The 20,350-nt window shown below is 71.4% G+C and carries 20 protein-coding genes; 13 read left to right on the top strand and 7 right to left on the bottom strand.

The genetic code is table 11. The annotated features are described in order from the left end of the window. Positions 1-200 precede the first annotated feature (200 nt). The gene (locus tag ABH935_RS11760) at positions 201-758 is read left to right on the top strand and encodes a DUF3592 domain-containing protein (RefSeq protein WP_370377864.1); all 558 of its coding nucleotides are present in this window, start codon (positions 201-203) and stop codon (positions 756-758) included. Positions 759-916: 158 nt separating this feature from the next. Here ABH935_RS11760 and ABH935_RS11765 read toward each other — a convergent pair whose 3' ends face one another. Both ABH935_RS11765 and ABH935_RS11770 read right to left on the bottom strand, forming a co-directional pair. Continuing rightward, positions 917-2,161 (bottom strand): DUF349 domain-containing protein, encoded by a 1,245-nt coding sequence (locus tag ABH935_RS11765; RefSeq protein WP_370377865.1) that lies wholly within the window; start codon positions 2,159-2,161, stop codon positions 917-919. Positions 2,162-2,413: 252 nt separating this feature from the next. Beyond that, positions 2,414-3,229, bottom strand: a complete 816-nt coding sequence (locus tag ABH935_RS11770; RefSeq protein ID WP_370377866.1) for a peptidylprolyl isomerase — start codon at positions 3,227-3,229, stop codon at positions 2,414-2,416. Positions 3,230-3,437: 208 nt separating this feature from the next. On the opposite strand from ABH935_RS11770, the gene ABH935_RS11775 reads away from it, so the two are divergent. The 5 genes from ABH935_RS11775 to ABH935_RS11795 all read left to right on the top strand — a co-directional run bounded on the left by ABH935_RS11775 (position 3,438) and on the right by ABH935_RS11795 (position 8,573). Next, on the top strand, positions 3,438-4,133 hold the full coding sequence (locus ABH935_RS11775; RefSeq protein ID WP_370377867.1) for an MBL fold metallo-hydrolase: 696 nt from the start codon (positions 3,438-3,440) through the stop codon (positions 4,131-4,133). 17 nt (positions 4,134-4,150) lie between these two features. Then, positions 4,151-5,413, top strand: a complete 1,263-nt coding sequence (gene hisS / locus ABH935_RS11780; RefSeq protein WP_370377868.1) for a histidine--tRNA ligase — start codon at positions 4,151-4,153, stop codon at positions 5,411-5,413. After that, a complete protein-coding gene (gene aspS, locus ABH935_RS11785) occupies positions 5,410-7,224 on the top strand; it encodes an aspartate--tRNA ligase (protein ID WP_370377869.1) in 1,815 nt (604 codons plus the stop codon). Before hisS ends, aspS begins: the two co-directional genes overlap by 4 nt. Before the next feature lie 92 nt (positions 7,225-7,316). Next, entirely contained in the window at positions 7,317-8,075 is a 759-nt protein-coding gene (locus ABH935_RS11790) for a hypothetical protein (RefSeq protein WP_370377870.1), read from the top strand. A gap of 27 nt (positions 8,076-8,102) precedes the next feature. Beyond that, positions 8,103-8,573, top strand: a complete 471-nt coding sequence (locus ABH935_RS11795) for a pyridoxamine 5'-phosphate oxidase family protein (RefSeq protein WP_370377871.1) — start codon at positions 8,103-8,105, stop codon at positions 8,571-8,573. Between the two features lie 79 nt (positions 8,574-8,652). Here ABH935_RS11795 and ABH935_RS11800 read toward each other — a convergent pair whose 3' ends face one another. Then, a complete protein-coding gene (locus tag ABH935_RS11800; protein ID WP_370377872.1) occupies positions 8,653-9,480 on the bottom strand; it encodes a YitT family protein in 828 nt (275 codons plus the stop codon). 93 nt (positions 9,481-9,573) lie between these two features. On the opposite strand from ABH935_RS11800, the gene ABH935_RS11805 reads away from it, so the two are divergent. Continuing rightward, the gene (locus tag ABH935_RS11805; RefSeq protein WP_370377873.1) at positions 9,574-11,136 is read left to right on the top strand and encodes a PLP-dependent aminotransferase family protein; all 1,563 of its coding nucleotides are present in this window, start codon (positions 9,574-9,576) and stop codon (positions 11,134-11,136) included. A 25-nt stretch (positions 11,137-11,161) separates the two neighbouring features. Then, positions 11,162-11,719, top strand: coding sequence for a GNAT family N-acetyltransferase (locus ABH935_RS11810; RefSeq protein ID WP_370377874.1), 558 nt, complete (start codon positions 11,162-11,164; stop codon positions 11,717-11,719). A 40-nt stretch (positions 11,720-11,759) separates the two neighbouring features. Here ABH935_RS11810 and ABH935_RS11815 read toward each other — a convergent pair whose 3' ends face one another. Then, positions 11,760-12,431 carry a hypothetical protein gene (locus tag ABH935_RS11815; RefSeq protein WP_370377875.1) on the bottom strand — a complete coding sequence of 224 codons (672 nt, stop codon included), beginning with the start codon at positions 12,429-12,431 and terminating at the stop codon, positions 11,760-11,762. Between the two features lie 133 nt (positions 12,432-12,564). Then, positions 12,565-13,326 (bottom strand): iron export ABC transporter permease subunit FetB, encoded by a 762-nt coding sequence (gene fetB, locus ABH935_RS11820; protein ID WP_370377876.1) that lies wholly within the window; start codon positions 13,324-13,326, stop codon positions 12,565-12,567. Positions 13,327-13,471: 145 nt separating this feature from the next. On the opposite strand from fetB, the gene ABH935_RS11825 reads away from it, so the two are divergent. Beyond that, positions 13,472-13,792, top strand: a complete 321-nt coding sequence (locus ABH935_RS11825; protein WP_370377877.1) for a cupin domain-containing protein — start codon at positions 13,472-13,474, stop codon at positions 13,790-13,792. Here the strand turns inward: ABH935_RS11825 and ABH935_RS11830 are convergent. Next, positions 13,789-14,460 carry an ATP-binding cassette domain-containing protein gene (locus ABH935_RS11830; RefSeq protein WP_370377878.1) on the bottom strand — a complete coding sequence of 224 codons (672 nt, stop codon included), beginning with the start codon at positions 14,458-14,460 and terminating at the stop codon, positions 13,789-13,791. The two genes, ABH935_RS11825 and ABH935_RS11830, sit on opposite strands and share 4 nt — an antisense overlap. Further along, positions 14,457-15,242, bottom strand: coding sequence for a GNAT family N-acetyltransferase (locus tag ABH935_RS11835; RefSeq protein ID WP_370377879.1), 786 nt, complete (start codon positions 15,240-15,242; stop codon positions 14,457-14,459). The genes ABH935_RS11830 and ABH935_RS11835 overlap by 4 nt, the downstream gene beginning before the upstream one ends. A 65-nt stretch (positions 15,243-15,307) precedes the next feature. Here ABH935_RS11835 and ABH935_RS11840 point away from each other — a divergent pair, with 65 nt between their 5' ends. The 4 genes from ABH935_RS11840 to alaS all read left to right on the top strand — a co-directional run bounded on the left by ABH935_RS11840 (position 15,308) and on the right by alaS (position 20,340). Beyond that, positions 15,308-16,699, top strand: coding sequence for a replication-associated recombination protein A (locus tag ABH935_RS11840; protein WP_370377880.1), 1,392 nt, complete (start codon positions 15,308-15,310; stop codon positions 16,697-16,699). 120 nt (positions 16,700-16,819) lie between these two features. Then, positions 16,820-17,245 carry a DUF948 domain-containing protein gene (locus ABH935_RS11845; protein ID WP_194907910.1) on the top strand — a complete coding sequence of 142 codons (426 nt, stop codon included), beginning with the start codon at positions 16,820-16,822 and terminating at the stop codon, positions 17,243-17,245. Positions 17,246-17,253: 8 nt separating this feature from the next. Next, positions 17,254-17,556, top strand: a complete 303-nt coding sequence (locus ABH935_RS11850) for a hypothetical protein (protein WP_370377881.1) — start codon at positions 17,254-17,256, stop codon at positions 17,554-17,556. A gap of 114 nt (positions 17,557-17,670) precedes the next feature. After that, positions 17,671-20,340 (top strand): alanine--tRNA ligase, encoded by a 2,670-nt coding sequence (gene alaS / locus ABH935_RS11855; RefSeq protein ID WP_370377882.1) that lies wholly within the window; start codon positions 17,671-17,673, stop codon positions 20,338-20,340. The last annotated feature ends 10 nt before the right edge of the window (positions 20,341-20,350 follow it).

Below are 20,350 nucleotides of genomic sequence, written 5' to 3' on the forward strand. Positions count from 1 at the left end.
TCGCGGCGGCGGTGGCGAGGCCGGGCGACCGTGCCGGTCGTGCCGGCCGTACCGGTCGTGTTCCCAGTCATGCGTCGTGAGCTGCGCCTGCCTGGAAGACAACGCATTATGCCGGCGCGGCGTTTCGGGCGTTCGCAACGTTTTGGGCAAGCGCACGATTCGGGCTACAACCGGGACGCCGTGATCGCTAGGGTGTGCGGGTGCGGAGTCGAGTCCCGGCGCGGATGACGTTGTCCCCTGCGCGCAAGGGGTTGATCGCCATGGCCGCGGCGCACCTGGCGGCGTTGCTCGGTCTGCTGATCGCAGGGCTTTGGGACCGGGCCGCGCAGTGGGCGGTCGCCGGCGGCTTCGGGGTGCTCGCCGTCGGGCTGCCGTGGATGCTGATCGCGCTGTGTGCGGACTACGTCGTGGACCCGGCCGCTTGGCGCCGCACGATCGTGGTGGAGGGTTTCGTGACCAGCGAGGGCTACACGGTGCCGCCGCACCCCTCGGACGAGAGCTATGTCCTGCACCGTGTCTACGAGTTCACGACGCTGCGCGGTGAGACCCGCCGCGCCGGCAGCCGCGCCACGTTCCCCGAGGCGCCGGACGGCCGCATCCGGCTGCGCTACGACCCCCGGCACCCGAACCGGATCTGGCCGGCCCGGATCGCCCCGGGGACGGCCGCGGCCGGGGCCGTCGTCGCGGTGTTGATGCTCACCGCGTCCGCCTTCGCGTTGGCCGGCGCCGTCGGGTTCGGGCTGTCGACCTGGACGTAGGAGGTTGGACGTAGCAGAGACGAACCGCGAGCGCGCTCAGCGGCGATGAGCCTGTTACGGGACAACCCCTAAAGCCGCCGAAACCGTTGCCCCACAAGCGATCCGGGCGCCCTCCCGAAGGAAGACGCCCGGATCGACAGAACTCGCGGATACCACCCTCAGGCCGTGAACTCCGCCAGCGCCTTCTCCGCCTCGGCCAGCCACTCCTGCCGGGCCGCGATCGAGGCCTCGGCCTCCGCGGCCTTCTTCTCCTGCCCGGCCGCGCGCGCCTTGTCGGCCTGTACCCGCAGCTTCTCCAGCGCGGTGCGCAGCTGCTCGACCGTGGCCTCGGCGCGGGCGCGCTTCTCCGGGTCCTTGCGGGAGTGCTCGGCGGCCTCGGCGTCGGCGATGGCGCGGTCCACCGTGTGCAGGCGGCCCTCGATGCGCTGGCGGGCGTCGCGCGGGACCGGGCCGATGGCCTCCCAGCGCTCGTTCAGCGAACGCAGCGCGACGCGGGCCGCGCGGTGGTCGGTGATCGGGAGCAGGGCCTCGGCCTCGACCACCAGGATCTCCTTGGCGGCCAGGTTCTCGCGCTCGGCGCCGCTGCGCTCGTCCAGGACCGCGTTGCGGGCCGCGAAGAAGGTGTCCTGGGCGGCCTTGAAGCGCTTCCAGAGCTCGTCCTCGACGTCGCGCTGGGCCCGGCCGGCGGTCTTCCACTCGCTCATCAGGTCGCGGAAGCGGCCGGCGGTGGGGTTCCAGTCGGTGGAGTCCTGCAGGGCCTCGGCCTCGGCGATCAGGCGCTCCTTGTGCGCGCGGATCTCCACGCGCTGGGCGTCGAGCTCGGCGAAGTGCTGCTTGCGGCGCTTGGCGAACGCCGAGCGGGCCTGGGACAGCCGGTGCCACAGCTCGTCGTCGGTCTTGCGGTCCAGGCGCGGGGCGGCCTTCCACTCGTCCAGCAGCACCTTCATCCGGTCCCCGGCGACCCGCCACTCGGAGGACACGGCCAGCCGCTCGGCCTCCTCGGCCAGCGCCTGCTTGGCGCCGCGGGCCTCGGCCTGCTGCTGCTCGCGCACCGCGCGGTGCTCGGCCTTGCGCTGCTCGGCCAGCTCCACCAGGCCGTCCAGCCGGGCCAGCAGGCCGTCCAGGTCGCCCACGGCGTTGGCGCCGGAGATGGACTCCCGGAGCTTGCCGATCTTGTCCAGGGCGTCCTTGGGGGACGGCGCGGACGGACCGCTCTGCTTGAGCCGGTTGGCGATCAGGTCCACCTCGACCTTCAGGCCGTCGAACTTGCGCTGGTAGTACGCCAGCGCCTCGTCCGGGGACCCGGCCGCCCACGAGCCGACCTGCCGCTCGCCGTCGGCGGTCCGGACGTAGACGGTGCCGTCCTCGGCGACCCGGCCCCAAGCCTCGGTTGCCTCGCCCACGATGAGCCTCCAAGTTCTGCTGGACCGGGGTGTCTGAGGACCGGTCCGCCACAATTAAGCTGCACGGATCCGGGTTCCGGTCGTCCAGTGGGACACAATAGCGCGGACCGTCCCGGTGAGGGGACGGCCCGCGTCACGTTCCGGAATCGAACCGCTGTTCCGCCGGGGCGTCCCGGGCATGCCGGAAAAGCAGCGCGGCGACGCCGCAGGAACGCTTGAGAAGCACCGCGGCGACGCCGGTCCGCCCCTTGTTTACTTGATCGTCACGCTCTTGATGGTGACCGTCTGCTTCGGCTTGCCGTCGCCCTGGCCGTTCGAGTCGTCCTCGCCGGCCGCGGCGATCTTGGTCACCACGTCCATGCCGGCGGTCACCTTGCCCCAGGGGGTGTAGTTCGCCGGCAGCGGGGAGTCCTTGAAGACGATGAAGAACTGGCTGCCGTTGGTGCCCGGGCCCGCGTTCGCCATCGCGATGGTGCCGGCCGGGTAGGTGGCGCCGGTCAGGTTCTCGTCCTGGAACTGGTAGCCCGGGCCGCCGGAGCCGGTGCCGCTCGGGTCGCCGCACTGCAGCACGTAGATTCCCGAGGTCACCAGGCGGTGGCAGGTGGTGTTGGTGAAGTAGCCCTTGCCGGCCAGGTACTTGAAGGAGTACGTGGTGTACGGCGCCTTCGTGGTCAGCGCGTCGAAGGACAGGTCGCCGGAGTTGAAGCTGATCGTGGCGCTGTACGGCTTGGCCGCGTCGGCCGCGTTGTAGGTCGGCACGCCGACGTCCTTGGACGCGTTGCCGGTCTTCGTGTAGCCGATCTTCTCCGGGCTGGAGCTGGTGGGCGCGGGCGACGTCGGGGCGCTTGAGGACGGGGTCGTCGGCGAGGAGCTGGCCGTGGTGTCGGTCTTGTTGCCGCCGCTGGTCGCGATCGCGACGCCGACTCCTATCCCGACCACCGCGACCGCGGCCACGGCGGCTGTGATCTTGTTGCGCTTCTTGGCGGCCGCCTGCTGCTGGGCCAAGCGGGCCTGGACGCGCTCGTAGCGGGCGCGCTCCAGCTCTCGCTGACGGTCCTTGCTGGTCACCGATTCGCCTCCGGATAGTGGGTCGACCCTGGCGGCCGAGGTCATAGCAGATCCACGGTGTGATCCGAGCTTCCAGCGGCACAGTGTACGGTGCGTTCCCTAGAAATCACCTGTGAGCTTCCAATGAGTTCGCGAAGGGACCGGGGCCGCCGGTAACCTGCGTAGGGAAATCTCCAACCGCATCGACCGAACTGAGTGTGGGGCGCGCGTGCTTGTCGCCGGATTCCCAGCCGGAAGCCTGGGTGCGAACTGCTATCTCGTGGCGCCCGGCGCCGGTGAGCAGTGCGTGATCATCGATCCCGGTGAGGACGCCGCCGCCGGGGTCGAGGAGGTGGTCCGGGAGCACGGGCTGCAGCCGGTGGCCGTCCTGCTGACCCATGGCCACGTCGACCACACGATGAGCGTCATCCCGGTCTGCGGCGACTACGGCGTCCCGGCCTACGTCCACCCCGGCGACCGCGGGATGCTGACCGACCCGCAGAGCTGGCTCGGCATCGCGCCGGGCACGCCGATCTTCGGGCAGTCGACGTTCGTCGAGCCGGACGAGGTCCGGGAGCTCACCGACGGCGTCGTGCTGAGCCTGGCCGGTCTGGAGATAACCGTCGACCACGCCCCGGGCCATACCAAGGGCTCAGTGACGTTCCGGACTCCCGAGCAGCAGGACATCCCGCAGGTGCTCTTCACCGGGGACCTCCTGTTCGCCGGAGCGGTCGGCCGCTGGGACCTCCCCGGCGGCGACCGCGACGAGTTGCTGGCGTCACTGGCCCGCGTCTGCCTGCCGCTGCCGGACGAGACCGTCGTCCTGTCCGGCCACGGCCCCCAGACCACGATCGGCCGCGAGCGCGCCACGAACCCGTTCTTGACGGAGGCCGCGCCGCAGCAGATCACCCCCCGCGGCTTGTAGGGACATTCACGACCATCATGACCAGATTCCAGAACGCCCCCGGCACCTTCGACCTGCTCCCGCCGGACTCGGCCGGCTACCTCGGTGTGCGCGAGGCGATGTCCGCGCCGCTGCGCCGGGCCGGCTACGGCTACATCGAGACGCCCGCCTTCGAGTCGACCGCGATGTTCAAGCGCGGCGTCGGCGAGAGCACGGACATCGTGACCAAGGAGATGTACTCCTTCACCACCCGCGGCGGCGACGACATCACGCTGCGGCCGGAGGGCACGGCCTCGGTGCTGCGCGCCGCGCTCCAGGCGAACCTGATCCGCGGCAGCCTGCCGGTGAAGCTGTGGTACTCGGGCTCCTTCTACCGCTACGAGAAGCAGCAGCGCGGCCGCTACCGCCACTTCTCCCAGGTCGGCGCCGAGGCGCTCGGTTCGGAGGACCCGGCGCTGGACGCCGAGCTGCTGATCATCGGCGACGACATCTACAAGGGCCTCGGCCTGACCGAGTACACCTTGCTGTTGAACTCCCTCGGCGATCAGAAGTGCCGGCCGGCCTACCGGGAGAAGCTCCAGGAGTTCCTGCGCGGGCTGGACCTCGACGAGGAGACCCGCAAGCGCGCGGAGATCAATCCGCTGCGCGTGCTGGACGACAAGCGCGAGGCGGTGCAGAAGCAGCTCACCGACGTGCCGCTGATGAGCGACAACCTCTGCGACGAGTGCAAGGCGTACCACGAAGAGGTCCGCCGCCTGCTCGCCAAGGCGGGCGTCGCCTTTGTCGACGATCCGAAGCTGGTCCGAGGCCTGGACTACTACACGCGCACCACCTTCGAGTTCGTGCACAGCGGCATCACCGGCTCGCCGACCGCGATCGGCGCCGGCGGCCGCTACGACGGGCTGTCCGAGGACCTCGGCGGGCCCAACCTGCCGAGCGTCGGCTGGGCGCTCGGCGTGGACCGGACCGTCCTGGCGTTGCAGGCCGAGGGCCGGACGGTGCCCGGCGGCGAGCAGCTGGACGTCTTCGCGGTGCCGCTCGGCGACGAGGCCCGCGAGCTGCTGTTCGAGCTGGTCACCACGCTGCGCCGGTCCGGTGTCGCCGCCGACTTCGGCTACGGCAGCAAGGGCATGAAGGCCGCGATGAAGGCCGCCGACCGTTCCGGCGCGAAGTACGCGCTGATCCTCGGCGAGCGCGATATCGCAGAGAACGTCATTCAGATCAAGGAACTGGCGACCGGTGAGCAGGAGCCGAGCTCCCTGACCGACATCGTCACGACGATTCAGGAGAAGCTGAAGTGATCCGCACCCACGAGGCGGGGACGCTCCGAGCGTCCGACGCCGGTACGACCGTCACGCTGGCCGGGTGGGTCGCCCGGCGGCGCGATCACGGGGGCGTCACCTTCCTGGACCTGCGTGACGCGTCCGGCTTCGTGCAGGTCGTGGTCCGCGAGAGCGAGTCCGTGCACGACCTGCGCAACGAGTACTGCGTCGTGGCCACCGGCGAGGTGCGGGTGCGCCCCGACGGGAACGAGAACCCGGACCTGCCGACCGGGCAGATCGAGGTCGTCGTCGACACCGTCGAGGTGCTCTCGCCGGCCGCGCCGCTGCCGTTCCCGATCGACGAGCACAAGAGCTCGAACATCAACGAGGAGATGCGGCTGAAGTACCGCTACCTCGACATCCGGCGCGAGCCGATGGCCCGGGCGCTGCGCATGCGGTCCAAGGCCACCAAGGTCATCCGGGACGTCATGGAGGAGCACGGCTTCCTCGACGTCGAGACCCCGACGCTGACCCGCTCCACCCCCGAGGGCGCGCGCGACTTCCTGGTGCCGGTCCGGCTGCAGCCGGGCACCTGGTACGCGCTGCCGCAATCCCCGCAGCTGTTCAAGCAGCTGCTGATGGTCGCCGGCCTGGAGCGCTACTACCAGATCGCGCGCTGCTACCGGGATGAGGACTTCCGCGCCGACCGGCAGCCGGAGTTCACGCAGCTGGACGTCGAGGCCTCGTTCGTGGACCAGGAGGATATCCTCAAGGTCGGCGAGGCGATCGTGGCCGCGGTGTGGAAGGAGACGCTGGGCGTCGAGATCCCGCTGCCGCTGCCGCGGATGAAGTACCACGAGGCGATGGACCGCTTCGGCTCGGACAAGCCGGACCTGCGCTTCGGCCAGGAGCTCACCGAGCTGACCGAGTACTTCGCCGGCACCGAGTTCCGGGTCTTCCAGGCGCCTTACGTCGGCGCCGTGGTGATGCCCGGCGGCGCGGCCCAGACCCGCAAGGAGCTGGACACCTGGCAGGACTGGGCCAAGGCGCGCGGCGCGCGCGGCCTGGCCTACGTGGTCATCGACGCCGAGACCGGCGAGCTGCGCGGCCCGGTGGCCAAGAACCTGTCCGAGGCGCACCTGTCCGGTCTGGCCGACAAGGTCGGCGCCAAGCCCGGCGACGCGGTGTTCTTCGCCGCCGGCAAGCGCACCGCCTCCCAGGAATTGTTGGGTGCTGCTCGCCTGGAGATCGGCAAGCGCGGCGAGCTGATCGACGAGAGCGCCTGGAAGTTCCTGTGGGTCGTGGACTTCCCGATGTTCGAGCCGATCGAGGACGCGGCCGGCGAGCAGACCGGCTGGCACGCGGTGCACCACCCGTTCACCGCGCCCACGGCCGAGAGCCTGGACACCTTCGACAAGGACCCGGGCTCGGCCCTGTCCAACGCTTACGACATCGTGCTCAACGGCACCGAGCTGGGCGGCGGGTCGATCCGTATCCACCGCAAGGACGTGCAGGAGCGCGCGTTCACCGCGATCGGGCTCTCGCAGGAGGAGGCGCAGTCGCAGTTCGGCTTCCTGCTGGAGGCCTTCAACTACGGCCCGCCGCCGCACGGCGGGATCGCGTTCGGGCTGGACCGGCTGGTCGCGCTGCTGACCGGCGCGGACACCATCCGCGACGTGATGGCCTTCCCGAAGACCGCCACCGGCGGCGACCCGCTGACCGGGGCGCCGACGCCGATCACGCCGGCGCAGCGCAAGGAGGCCGGGGTGGACGCGGTGTACGAGCCCAGGGGCCAGGCCAAGGACGGCAAGGACGCCAAGGACGCAGCCGCGGCCGCGGCGAAGGCATGATCGCAAACGCCTGAGAAGCGTACGGAGGGCGGGCCGGGAGTGATCCGGGCCCGCCCTTGTCGCGTGTCGGCGAACCCTGATTGACTGGTCCCATGGCTGCGGTGACCGGGGTTCTGACCGATTACGCGCGCGGGGAGGCGTCGGAGAGCGACGTGGTACGCGCCTTGCTCGCCCACGACGGGTGGTACGCCCCGATGATGTGGCTCGACGAGGTGTTCCCGGACCGCAGGGTCTACGACAGCATGATCCCGACCCCGGCCCTCGGCCAGGCGCCGGCTCCGGGCCGGCTGTGGGTGTTCACCGACGCCGAGCAGGTGAACGCCGCGATCGAGGCAGGTTCGGCGTTCGCCGCGGCCGGCGGCCCGGTGCGCGGCGTGGAGCTGTTCGGGGCGCTCGGCACCGGCGTGTCGGAGATCCAGGTGAACCCGGCCGGGGCCGTCGAGCACGGCTGGTCGCTCGGCATCGACGACGCGGTCCTGGACTTCCTGGCCCGCTGGATCGCCGCGCTGGAGGTCGAGACGGCGCTCACCGACAGCGGCGAGGACCTCGGCGAACGGCTGGCCGGCTTCGAGCACTACGTGGTCCCGGTCGACGACACCGGCCGGCCGCGGGTCGTGGCGCTGCTGAAGCCGCCGGGCAACTACGTCATGGCGTTCACCGCGCCGGACCTGTACGCGGCACACCAGCAGCGTGATCCCGGTGTGACCGGAGCCGCCGACATGGCCGCCTCGGCGCTGTTCCGGCTGGCCGACTACGACGGCGTCGACGGCGTGGTCCTCGACATGAACGAGTCGGACTCCTTCATCCTGCCGAGGGACCTCTGCGACGCTGTGCTCAAGCTGATCGCATAGTGGTCGGCCGCTGTTTATCTTGGCCCCATGAATGATGCCGCTGGTGCCCATGTCCTCCCGGACCCCGCCACCGAGTTCGGCCGGACCGTCCGCCGCCGCCTGGCCGAGGAAGAGATCGTCTGGCTGGTCACCGTCAACTCCGCCGGCGTCCCGCAGCCGAACCCGGTGTGGTTTCTGTGGGTCCCGGACGAGGACGGCGAGTGGGGCGACGGCAGCTTCCTGATCTACCACTCCGACACCGCGGCCCGGCTGCGCTCCATGAAGGAGCGGCCGACGGTCGCGCTGCATTTCGACGGCGGCGTGAACGACCTGGAGGTGCAGGTCTTCACCGGGGACGTCGAGATCCTGGAGGGCCACCCGACGATCGGCGAGATCCCGGAGTTCGTGGCGAAGTACACGGACCGGGCCGCGCGCTACTTCGGCAAGACGGTCGCGGAGGCCATGGAGAAGTACTCGGTGGCGACGCGGATCCGGCCGCGCAAGGTGCGGGGGTTCTGACCGCGCTTCCGCCAGACAAAACCGGAGCGCGTCCCCCAAGGCCCCACCAAGGAAGACGCGCTCCGGAGTCCGGTATCTCTCAGCAGTTCTCTGATGCCAGGCTTCCGGCGGCGACCAGGCGGCGCTTCTCCGGCTTCGGCGTCCGCTCCGCCACGCCGTCCTTCGCCTTGATCGCCAGCAGCGGGATGAACCGGTGCGCCAGCGGCCCGATCAGCAGCGCGTAGGCCGCGGTGCCGATGCCCACCGTGCCGCCCAGGAGCCAGCCGCCGGCCAGCACCGTGAGCTCCATCGAGGTGCGGACCACGCGGACGGAGTGGCCGCGTGCGGCGTAGCCGGTCATCACGCCGTCGCGCGGGCCGGGGCCCATGCCGGCTCCGATGTACGCGCCGGTCGCCACGCCGTTCAGCACCACCCCGGCGAGCATTTCGCCCCAGCGCAGCCACCAGGCGTGCGGGGACGGCATCCAGGCCATCGCGCCGTCCATCGCCAGGCCGACCACGACCACGTTGCTCAGCGTCCCGAAGCCGGGCTTCTGCCGCAGCGGGATCCAGAACAGCATCACCGCGACGCCCACCAGGATCACCGTCGTGCCGACCTGCAGGCCTATGTGCTTGGCCAGGCCCTGGTGGAACACGTCCCAGGGGTTGGCGCCGAGGCCGGACATCAGGATCATGCCGTCGCTGACGCCGTAGAGGATCAGCCCGAGTTGGAGCTGGACCATGCGGTGCGCGCGGCGGTCGCGCGGAATCAGCGCCGAGAGCCAGGCCAATGCGGCTCGGACCAGGTCACCGATCGGCAGCGGCTCCGAGATCCGCTGCTCGTGGCGCCCGAGTAGGGCGCGCTCGGCCCGGTCGCCCGCCACCTCGGCGGTCTGGGACACGTGCTCCGCCGGCACAGTGCTGGTCATGCTGGCCTCCCTCAGGATTGCCCTTGCGGGCCACTTCCATCAGGATGGAGGTCAAGTGGCCCGCTTATGTAGGGCCAATCAAGGGAGGGTGGCATGACAGCTCCGCTGGAACTGGCGACGACCGACCGCACGGTGGGCAGCACGCGCCTGGCGCGCCTGGTCCGCGAGGTCTCGCACCTGGGCACCGCCGCCGCGACCGGCTCGACCGGCTCGACTGGCTCGATCGGCTCAGCCGGCTCGGCCGCCGAGTCGGAGCGCCGCCCGGCCTACCGCGCGCTCGCGCACAGTGTCCGGGCCCTGATCCTGGACGGCCGCATCGCGCTGCGCACCCGGGTCCCGGCCGAGCGCGACCTGGCCGCCGCCCTGGGGATGAGCCGGACCACCGTCACCGCCGCCTACGACCTGCTGCGCGAGGACGGCTTCCTGGAGAGCCGGCGCGGCTCGGGCACCTGGACCACGCTGCCGCCGGGCGCCGGCCCGAACGTCTCCGGCGGCTGGCTGATGCCCAGCCAGCCCGGCGCCGCGGACGTCGCGATCGACCTGTCCTGCGCCTCCTTCGGCATGCCCGGCGAGCTGATCGCCGAGATGCTGGCCGAGATCGCGCCGACCATCACCGGCCTCACCGCGGACACCGGCTACTACCACGCCGGGTGGCCGGAGCTGCGCGAGCTCATCGCCGAGCGCTACATCGAGCGCGGCCTGCCGACCACGCCGGACCAGATCGTCATCACCTCCGGGGCGCAGCACGGCAACGTGCTGGCGCTGGGGCTGCTGTGCGGGCCGGGGGACCGGGTCGTGGTGGAGAGCCCGACCTACCCGAACAGCGTCGAGGCCATGCGGCGGGCCCGGCTGCGGCCGGTGCCGGTGCCGGTCGGCGAGGACGGCATCGAGTCCGACGTGCTGGCCGCGCAGCTGCGGCAGGCCGCGCCGCGGGTGGCGTACCTGATCCCGGACTTCCAGAACCCGACCGGCACGCTGATGTCCGCCGAGCGCCGGGCCGAGGCCGCGGACGCGGCGCGCGCCGCCGGCACCTGGATCATCAACGACGAGACGGTCTCGGACATGGCCCTGGACGTCCCGGCCCCGGTGCCGTTCCCGGCCTCGGTCTCGCGGGCCGCGGCCGAGCAGGTGATCAGCGTCGGCTCGATGTCCAAGAGCCACTGGGGCGGCCTGCGGATCGGCTGGATCCGGACCACCCCGCGGATGGCCACCGAGCTGGCCGGGCAGCGGATGGCCTCGGACATGGCCGGCTCGGTGCTGGACCAGATCATCGCCGCGGCGCTGTTGCGGCGCGGCTGGGGCTTCGTCGAGCAGCGGCGGGAGCTGCTGCGGCGGCAGCGGGCCGCGCTGGAGGAGGCGCTGGCCGCGGAGCTGCCGGAGTGGTCGTGGCGCCGGCCGCCGGGCGGCCTGTCGCTGTGGGTGGACCTCGGCGAGCCGTCGTCCTCGGAGCTGGCCGACCGGGCCGCGGCGTTCGGGGTGCGGCTGGTCGGCGGACCGCAGTTCGGGGTGGACCCGGGGACGTTCGAGCACCGGGTGCGGATCCCCTACACGCTGCCGGAGCAGACGCTGCGGGACGCGGTGCGGCGGCTGGCCGCGGCGTTCCGGTGCGAGGCCGCGCTGCCGCCGGTATCGGAGGAAAACCGCTGGGTGGCCTGACCGCTCCTGGGCGATGATCGGCGCTGTGGATACCTACCTTGAGACCGAGCGGCTGGTCCTGCGTCCCTTCACCGCCGACGACGCCGAGCTGCTGATCGAGCTGGACAGCGATCCGGCGGTGATGCGTTATCTGAGCGGCGGGAAGCCGACCGCGCCGGAGGAGATCCGGGAGCGGGTGCTGCCGAGGATCATCGCGGGCGTGGAGAAGTGGGACCACAAGCTGGGCTTGTTCGCCGCGCAGGAGAAGGACGGCGGCGCGTTCGTCGGGTGGTTCTGCCTGCGGCCCAAGGCCGACGGTCCGTTGGACGAGGCAGAGCTCGGGTACCGGCTGCGGCAGGCGGCGTGGGGCAAGGGCTATGCCACCGAGGTCTCGCAGGCGTTGGCGCGCAAGGCGTTCACCGAACTCGGGGTGCGGCTCATGTGGGCCGAGACGATGTTCGTGAACCGCGGGTCGCGCAACGTGATGGAGAAGCTGGGGATGCGGCACGTGGCGACGTACTTCCCCGAGCTGGAGCCGATCGAGGGCTCCGAGCACGGGGAAGTCCGCTACGAGCTGACCGCGGACGAGTGGGCCGGGAGGTAGCGGGGCTGCGTCTTGGATACTGCCCCGGGTACCGGTCCGGTCACTGGCCGCTGCTGCTGCCGGAGCCGGCCGGGACGGTGATGGTGCCGGTGAAGACGTCGAAGTAGATCGCCGCCGACACCCCGAGGCCGACGATGCCGAGCGCCAGGGCGCCCCAGGTCAGGGCGCGCACCCAGGTAGGCGCCGGGTGCTTGGCGAAGAACTCGCCGACGAACAGCGTCCCGGCGGCGACCAGCATGGCGGCCACCGCGAACCAGATGCCGACCAGCGCGGTCTTGTGCCACGGCTCGGTGTAGCGCTGCTTGATGATCGCGTCGGCGGCGGAGTTGGCGGTGTTGATCTGCCCGATCAGCTGCTGGCGCTGGGACAGGATGTCGCCCACCCAGCTGCCGCCCATCGAGGTCAGGGCCAGGCCCGCGGCGACGATCGCGCCGGCGCCGGCGGCGATGGCGGAGCCGCTCTTCGCCTCCTCCAGGGCGACGTCGTCCCGGTCGAGGTAGTCGTCCTCGTCCTCGACGAGCTCGGGGACGATCTCGTCGGCGACGGGGGCGATCTCGTCGGCGGCGGACGGGGCCTTGGCGTCGGCCTTGGACTCGGTCTCGGCCTCGGTCACGGTGTCGGCCTTGGCGTCGGTCTTGGCGTCGGTCTCGACCTCCAGGACGGCGTCGCCGTCGGCGGCTTCGACGCTGTCGGTGCTGCTTGGCGTAGTCATGGGAGTGGAGCTTAGGCATACCAGCCTGAGAGCGCGATTAACGGACGGCCGCCATTGAGCATCGGGCTGTGTTCGAATCCCGCCCGCCGCCGCCCGAAAACCGCCTGACCTGCACTCCCGTGCTCCGCCGGACTCAGCGCAATTGCTGGGCCGGAGTGAACAACATCCGCTGCCCGAGCTCGGCGGCGGCCAGCGCGGCCATCACCGCGGCGGCGAGCAGCATGTACATCACGACGATCTGGTAGCGGATGGCCACCTCCGGCGACACCCCGGCCAGGATCAGCCCGGTCATCGCCCCGGGCAGGCTGATCAGCCCGACCACCTTCGTGGAGTCCAGCGTCGGGATCAGCGCGGTCCGCAGCAGCTCCCGCCGATGCGGCGCGAACGCGGCGGTGGCACTGAGCCCGAGCGACAACCGCGCCTCGATGGCGGCACGCTGCCCCTTCGCCTCGGCCACCATGCGCGCCAGCGTCACCCCGGTCGCCGCCATCGCCCCGCTCACCACCATCCCCCCGACCGGCACCACGACCCGCGGCGTGGTCTGGATGACGCCGAACGCCATCAGCACCCCCATCGTCACCGCGGCGGCGACCGCCACGGACGCGGTGGCGACATACCGGGAGTGCCGCAACCCCTTGCCCCGCCGCCCGGCCACCTGCCCCGCGATGATCACCATCACGGCGAGCCACGCGAACCCGCCGGGCAGCCCCGCGTGCTTGAACAGGAACAGCAGCACGGCCCCGACCAGGAACAGCTGCACCCCGGCCCGCACCGCGGCGACCACGACCTCGCGCGCCAGGCCCAGGCGCTGGCGCCAGGCGATGAGGACCGCGAGGCCGACCAGGCTGACGGAGAGGGCGACTCCGGTCCATTCGGGTACTGCGGGGCTGCTCATGCGGCGATCTTAGGGGGCGGGGGCGACAGGTTGGACAAGCCGGGGGTCGGCGCGGGCGGCCGCACGGGGCTGGAAGTTTCACGCCGCGCGGGTCCACTCGCCGCGGATTGGCCGGGGCGCGGCGGACACCAACGGCGCGCTGACCGTGATCGAGGGCGTATTGCCCGCCGGCCATCCGGGCCCCGCACCGCACATCCACGATGGCCACGACGAATGCTTCGTCCTGCTCGAAGGCCGCATGCGCTTCCGCCTGGACGCCGGATACCGCACAGCCGCCGCCGGCGACACCGTGTTCGCCGGCCGGGGGCTCGCCCACGGCTCCGCCAACCGAGCTCGCAGCCCGGATCGCCGACATCGGACAGATGCCCGACCCGGACTGGACGGCGTCGCTCATGGCTCGGTATTCAACGCGGCCGGTGCCGGTAGTGGCCGATATCGACCCGGCCTAATAACCCGATCTACCTAAGCATCCCCGTTCACATACTCGACCCCTGCGACCGGCCCGCTCTCCACCAGCTGCCCCTTCCGCAGCACCAGCGCGTCGTCGGCCATCCGCCGCACCTGCGCCGCGCTGTGGCTCACCAGAATCGCGGTCAGCCCACCGCCCAGCAGCCCGCACAACGTCTCCTCCACCGCCGCCGCGGCCTCCGGGTCCAGCGCGGACGTCGGTTCGTCCAGCAGCAGTACCTCCGGGCCCACCGCCAGCGTCCGGGCCAGGCACACGCGCTGGCCCTCGCCGCCGGACAGGCCCTCGGTCGGCCGGTCGTAGAACTCCTCGGCCAGCCCGACCCGCTTCAGCAGCCCCAGCGCCTCGTCGTCGGTCAGCGTGGGGGCGCCGACGCGCAGCTCCGCCGGCACCGTCGTCGTCACCAGCACCGGACGCTGCCCGACCAGCCCCACTCGCCGCCGCAGTTCCAGCACGTCCAGCGTCTCCAGCGGCGCGCCGTCCAGCAGCATCGTGCCGCCGCTCGGGTCGTCGAGGCGGTTGAACAGCCGCAGCAGCGTCGTCTTGCCCGCGCCGCTGGGGCCGACCAGGGCCGTGCAGCGCCCCGGGGCGATGGTCGCCGTCACCCGGTCGATGATCACGTGCCCCTCGCGCTCGACGGACACCTCGCGCAGATCGAACCGGCTCACGCCTCGAACCTCCCGCTCATCATCTGGTGTGTGGTGCGGAATCCGAGGCGGGCGTAGACCCGGCGGGCCGGCTCGTTCGGGTGCCAGTGGCCGAGGGCGCAGAAGCCGTCACCGTTGGCCAGCGAACGCCGGGTCAGCCACGCCGACACCGCCGCGCCGAGCCCCCGGCCGCGCGCCTCCGGCCGGGTCCCGATCGACGCCAGGTAGCCGTTGCCGCCGTCGCGCCGGCAGTACGCGCCGCACGCCAGCAGCGCCCCCTCCGCGTCGCGCACCACGCCCCAGGCCTGGATCGCCTCCCAGCCCGGCTTCGCCGAGTGCGAGGGGTTCGCGACCTTCAGGAAGCCGGCGATCTCGGCGTCGGCCGCGGGGGAGGGCAGCATCTCCGTCACGCGTTCCTCGCCGGGGATCGCCGGCAGCTCGACGCCCCAGGCCGGGTCGAACGCCATGAAGTCCCACGTCTCCGGCTCTGAGAAGTCGAACACCGCCATGTCTGTGCCGCGCGGCACAGAGAAGCCGTACGGCCGCCGCGGCAGCGACGCCAGCGCCTGCCGCAGCAGTGCGCCGGCCGTCTCCGGCGTGCCGATCACGGTCAGCCAGTCGACCAGGCCGGGGCCGTCCGCCGACCCGCCGAAGGCGAAACCGCCGTCGGTCGCGACCCAGGCCACACCCTGCTGCTCCAGCGACTCCTCCGGGGCGGCGTCCGAGCGCAGCAGGTAGTCGCCCCCGGCGACCGCGAACAACTCCTCGGCCGACTCCGCGCGCCGTATCACGGGTTCCGTCATGGCGATCATTGTGACGGACCGCTCTGACGGACGGCTCTGTCAGACCGGGGCGCTAAGGTCATGACGTGGAGCAGCTGGACTTGTTCGAGGAGGCGGGCACCGAGAAGGCCAGGATCGCGGCCCCGCTCGCGGTGCGCATGCGCCCCCGCGTGCTCGACGAGATCGTCGGGCAGAAGCACCTGCTGCGCGCCGGCTCCCCGCTGTGGCGCCTGGTCAAGGCCGGTGACGGGGTCACCGTGCCGTCGTCCATCCTGCTCTGGGGCCCGCCCGGCACCGGCAAGACCACGCTGGCCTACGTCCTGGCCAACGCCACCGACCGCACCTTCGCCGAGCTGTCCGCGATCAACGCGGGCGTCAAGGAGGTCCGGGCCGTGGTGGACCGGGCCAAGCGCGAGCTCGGCATGTACGGCCGCGAGACGCTGCTGTTCCTCGACGAGATCCACCGCTTCTCCAAAGCGCAGCAGGACTCCCTGCTGCCCGCCGTGGAGAACCGCTGGGTCACCCTGGTCGCCGCGACCACCGAGAACCCGCACTTCTCGATCATCTCCCCGCTGCTGTCCCGGTCGTTGCTGCTGACGTTGCAGCCGCTCACCGAGGACGACGTCCGCGAGGTCGTCCACCGCGCGCTGGCGGACGAGCGCGGCCTGGCCGGCAAGGTCACGCTCCCGGAGGACTCCGAGATCCACCTGCTCCGCATCGCCGGCGGCGACGCCCGGCGCGCGCTGACCGCCCTGGAAGCCGGCGCGGCCGGGGCGCTCGCGGCGGCCAAGGGCGAGGTCCCCGCCGAGCTCACGCTGGAGATCCTGGAGCAGGCGGTCGACCGGGCCGCGGTCCGCTACGACCGCGACGGCGACCAGCACTACGACGTCGCCAGCGCCTTCATCAAGTCCGTGCGCGGCAGCGACGTCGACGCCGCGCTGCACTACCTGGCGCGCATGGTCGACGCCGGCGAGGACCCGCGCTTCATCGCGCGCCGCCTGGTGATCTCCGCCAGCGAGGACATCGGCATGGCCGATCCCAGCTCGCTCCAGGTCGCCGTGGCCGCCATGCAGGCCGTCTCCTTCATCGGCTGGCCCGAGGCACAGATCACGTTGGCGCACGCGGTCATCCATCTGGCCCTGGCGCCGAAGTCGAACTCCGCCGTGAAGGCCATCGGCGCCGCGCTGGGGGACGTGCACAAGGGCCTGGCCGGCCCGGTGCCGCCGCATCTGCGTGACGCTCATTACTCCGGAGCCCAGTCCCTCGGGCACGGGAAGGGCTACGTCTACGCCCACGACGTCCCCGGCGGCGTGGCCGCGCAGCAGTACGCGCCCGACGCCGTGAAGGACCGCCGCTACTACGAGCCCACCAGGCACGGCGCGGAGGCCCGCTACTCCGACGTCTACGACCGTGTCAGGGCGTTGCTGGACGGCACCGACTCCGACAGCCACCCCGCCCCCGGCGGCGAAGCCTCCTGACACGCCGACGGGGCGACGCCGTCGAGCCCCGTGCCGCAGAGCTCCCACCGCGCGATAGGGTGCTGTCTCCAAACGTAAAGCGTTTCGTCAATACCTATAACAAACTTCAGGGAGTCCCTGGTGTCCGCTGGCGCGATTGTCGGACTGGTGTTCGCGATCTTCTTCGCGATCGGAGTGTGCTTCTTCGCCTTCGTCCTGGTCCGCGTGGCCGAGGTGCTGAAGGAGACGACCAAGCTGGTCGCCGGCATCACCCAGGAGACCGTCCCGCTGTTGAACGAGATCACCGACACCGTCAAGAACGGCAACGCCCAGCTGGTGAAGGTCGACCACATCACCGACAACGTCGAGACGATGTCGAAGAACGTCTCCGGGCTGGTCTCCACCGCCACCTCGGCGATCGGCGGGCCGCTGGTGAAGGTGGCCTCCTTCAGTTATGGGGTGCGCGCGGCCATCACCTCGCGCAAGAATGAGGATGTGGCCAAGCGGGTCAAGGCCGAGCTGAAGGCGGACCGCAAGGCCCGTCGCGCCGACAAGAAGAAGGGATGACGCCTCCGATGTTCACAGGAACTGTGCGCCGCCTCTTCTGGGTGTCCATGGGCGCGACCGCGGGTGTGCTGGTGTTCCGCAAGGTCACCGCGACCGCGAAGGAGCTGACCCCGGCGGGCCTCGCCGACCGGGCCGCGGTCTCCGGCGGCGGTCTGCTGGACTCGGTCAAGGAGTTCTTCGAGGACGTGCGCGAGCGGGCGCACGACCGCGAGGAGGAGCTGAACGTCGCACTCGGCATCGACGTGCCCCCGACCACGACAGACCGTGACCCGGAAGGTGACGGTTCCTCCAAGAAGGCGCGAGCTATCTAGGGCCGGTCGCCGCCCTGCTCGGCCGAACCGGCCCACCCCGACGCCCCGTCAATACTCGCGGCGCCAGGGTCGTTGCCCGACTCGCGCCGCATTTCCTAGAAGGCTGACAAGCTCATGGAATCCGCGGAGATCCACCGCCGCTGGCTCGACTTCTTCCAGAAGAAGGGCCACACGGTCGTCCCGTCGGCGTCGCTCATCTCGAACGACCCGACCACCCTGCTCACCATCGCGGGCATGGCCCCGTTCAAGCCGTACTTCCTCGGTGAGCAGCCGGCGCCCTGGCCGCGCGCGACCTCGGTCCAGAAGTGCGTGCGCACGCTGGACATCGAGGAGGTCGGCAAGACCACCCGGCACGGCTCGTTCTTCCAGATGTGCGGCAACTTCTCCTTCGGGGACTACTTCAAGGAGACCGCCATCCCGATGGCGTGGGAGCTGTGCACCACGCCGGTCTCCGAGGGCGGCTTCGGCCTGGACCCGGACAAGATCTGGGTCACCGTCTACCTCGACGACGACGAGGCGGAGGAGATCTGGAAGAAGGCGGGCTTCCCGGCCGAGCGCATCCAGCGTCTCGGGATGAAGGAGAACTACTGGTCGATGGGCGTGCCCGGGCCCTGCGGCCCGTGCTCGGAGCTCTTCTACGACCGGGGCCCGGAGTTCGGCGAGGCCGGCGGCCCCGCGGTCAACGACGAGCGCTACATGGAGTTCTGGAACCTGGTCTTCATGCAGTTCGAGCGCGGCGCGGGCGGCGACAAGACCGGCTTCCCGATCCTCGGCGAGCTCCCCAGCAAGTCCATCGACACCGGCCTCGGCCTGGAGCGCCTGGCGACCATCCTGCAGGGCGTCAACAACCTCTACGAGATCGACACCTCGCGCGCGATCCTGGACAAGGCGGCGTCCATCGCGGGCGTCACCTATGGCCGGGACACCAAGAACGACGTCTCGCTGCGCGTGGTCACCGACCACGTGAAGACCGCGACGATGATGATCGGCGACGGCATCACGCCGGGCAACGAGGGCCGCGGCTACGTGCTGCGCCGCCTGATGCGCCGCGCGATCCGCAACATGCGGCTGCTCGGTGCGCACGGCGCGACGATCAAGGACCTGACCGAGACCACCATCGAGGCGATGGGCCCGGCCTACCCCGAGCTGATCGCGGACTCCTCGCGCATCGTCGCGGTGGCGGTCGCGGAGGAGACCTCCTTCCTGCAGACGCTGCGCACCGGCTCGGCGATGTTCGAGACGGTCGCGGACGAGGCGAAGAAGTCCGGCAGCACCGTGTTCTCCGGCGACCAGGCGTTCAAGCTGCACGACACCTTCGGCTTCCCGATCGACCTGACCCTGGAGATGGCGTCCGAGGCGGGCCTGAGCGTCGACGAAGAGGGCTTCCGCCGCCTGATGAAGGAGCAGCGGGACCAGGCGAAGGCGGACGCGCGGGCGAAGAAGACCGGCCACGCGGACATGTCGGCGTACCGGGAGCTGCTGGACGCGGCGGGCCCGTCGGCGTTCACCGGCTACCACGAGGTGAAGTCCGAGGGCCTGCTGAAGGCGATGCTGGTCAACGGCCAGGTCGGCAGCTCGGCGCAGCCCGGCGACGAGGTGGAGCTGGTCCTGGACCGCACCCCCTTCTACGCGGAGGGCGGCGGCCAGCTCGCGGACCACGGCCTGATCCGGCTCGGCAACGGCGCGCTGGTCGAGGTCGTGGACGTGCAGAAGCCGGTCGGCGATCTGATCGCGCACCGGGCGATCGTGCGCGACGGCGAGGTCGTGCTCGGCACCGAGGCGTGGGGCGAGGTGGACACCGCGCGGCGCGCGGCGATCTCCCGCGCGCACACCGCGACACACATGGTTCACAAGGCGTTCCGCGAACTGCTCGGCGAGACCGCGACCCAGGCGGGCTCGGAGAACTCGCCCGGCCGCTTCCGCTTCGACTTCGCGTCCCCGGGCGCGGTGCCGCACTCGGTGCTGGCGGACGTCGAGCAGCGGGTCAACGAGCTGCTGATCGACGACCTCACGGTCACCGCGCAGGTGATGAGCCAGCCCGAGGCCAAGGCGATGGGCGCGATGGCGCTGTTCGGCGAGAAGTACGGCGACCGGGTCCGTGTGGTCTCGGTCGGCGAGTGGGCGCACGAGCTCTGCGGCGGCACGCACGTGGACAACACCGGCCGCCTCGGCCTGGTGAAGCTGCTCTCCGAGTCCTCCATCGGCTCCGGCGTGCGCCGCGTGGAGGCGCTGGTCGGCACCGACGCGTACAACTTCCTGGCGCGCGAGCACGTCCTGGTGGCGCAGCTCGCGGAGGTCGTGAAGGCGCGGCCGGAGGAGCTGGTCGAGCGGGTCGGCGGCATCATGACCAAGCTGCGCGACGCGGAGAAGGAGATCTCCGCGCTCAAGGCGGGGCAGCTGCTGCAGATCGCGGGCTCGCTGGCGGACGGCGCGACCGACGTGCACGGCGTCGCGGTGGTCACGCACCAGGCGCCGGACGGCGCGTCCGCGGACGATCTGCGCAAGCTGGTGCTGGACGTGCGCGGCCGGCTCGGCACGCGCCCGGCGGTGGTCGCGGTGGCGGCGAGCGCGGGGGAGCGGCCGGTCGTGGTCATCGCGACCAACGAGGGCTCGCGCGGGCTCGGCCTGAAGGCGGGCGAGCTGGTCCGCTCGGCGGCGAAGACCCTCGGCGGCGGCGGAGGCGGCAAGGACGACGTCGCGCAGGGCGGCGGCACCGACGTCACGGCGATCCCGGCGGCGCTGGAGGGCGTCGGCCGCGCGGTGGCGGAGAAGGTGGCCGCGTAAGGACGTGTGA

The organism is Catenulispora sp. GAS73 (assembly GCF_041262085.1).
GTDB lineage: Bacteria > Actinomycetota > Actinomycetes > Streptomycetales > Catenulisporaceae > Catenulispora.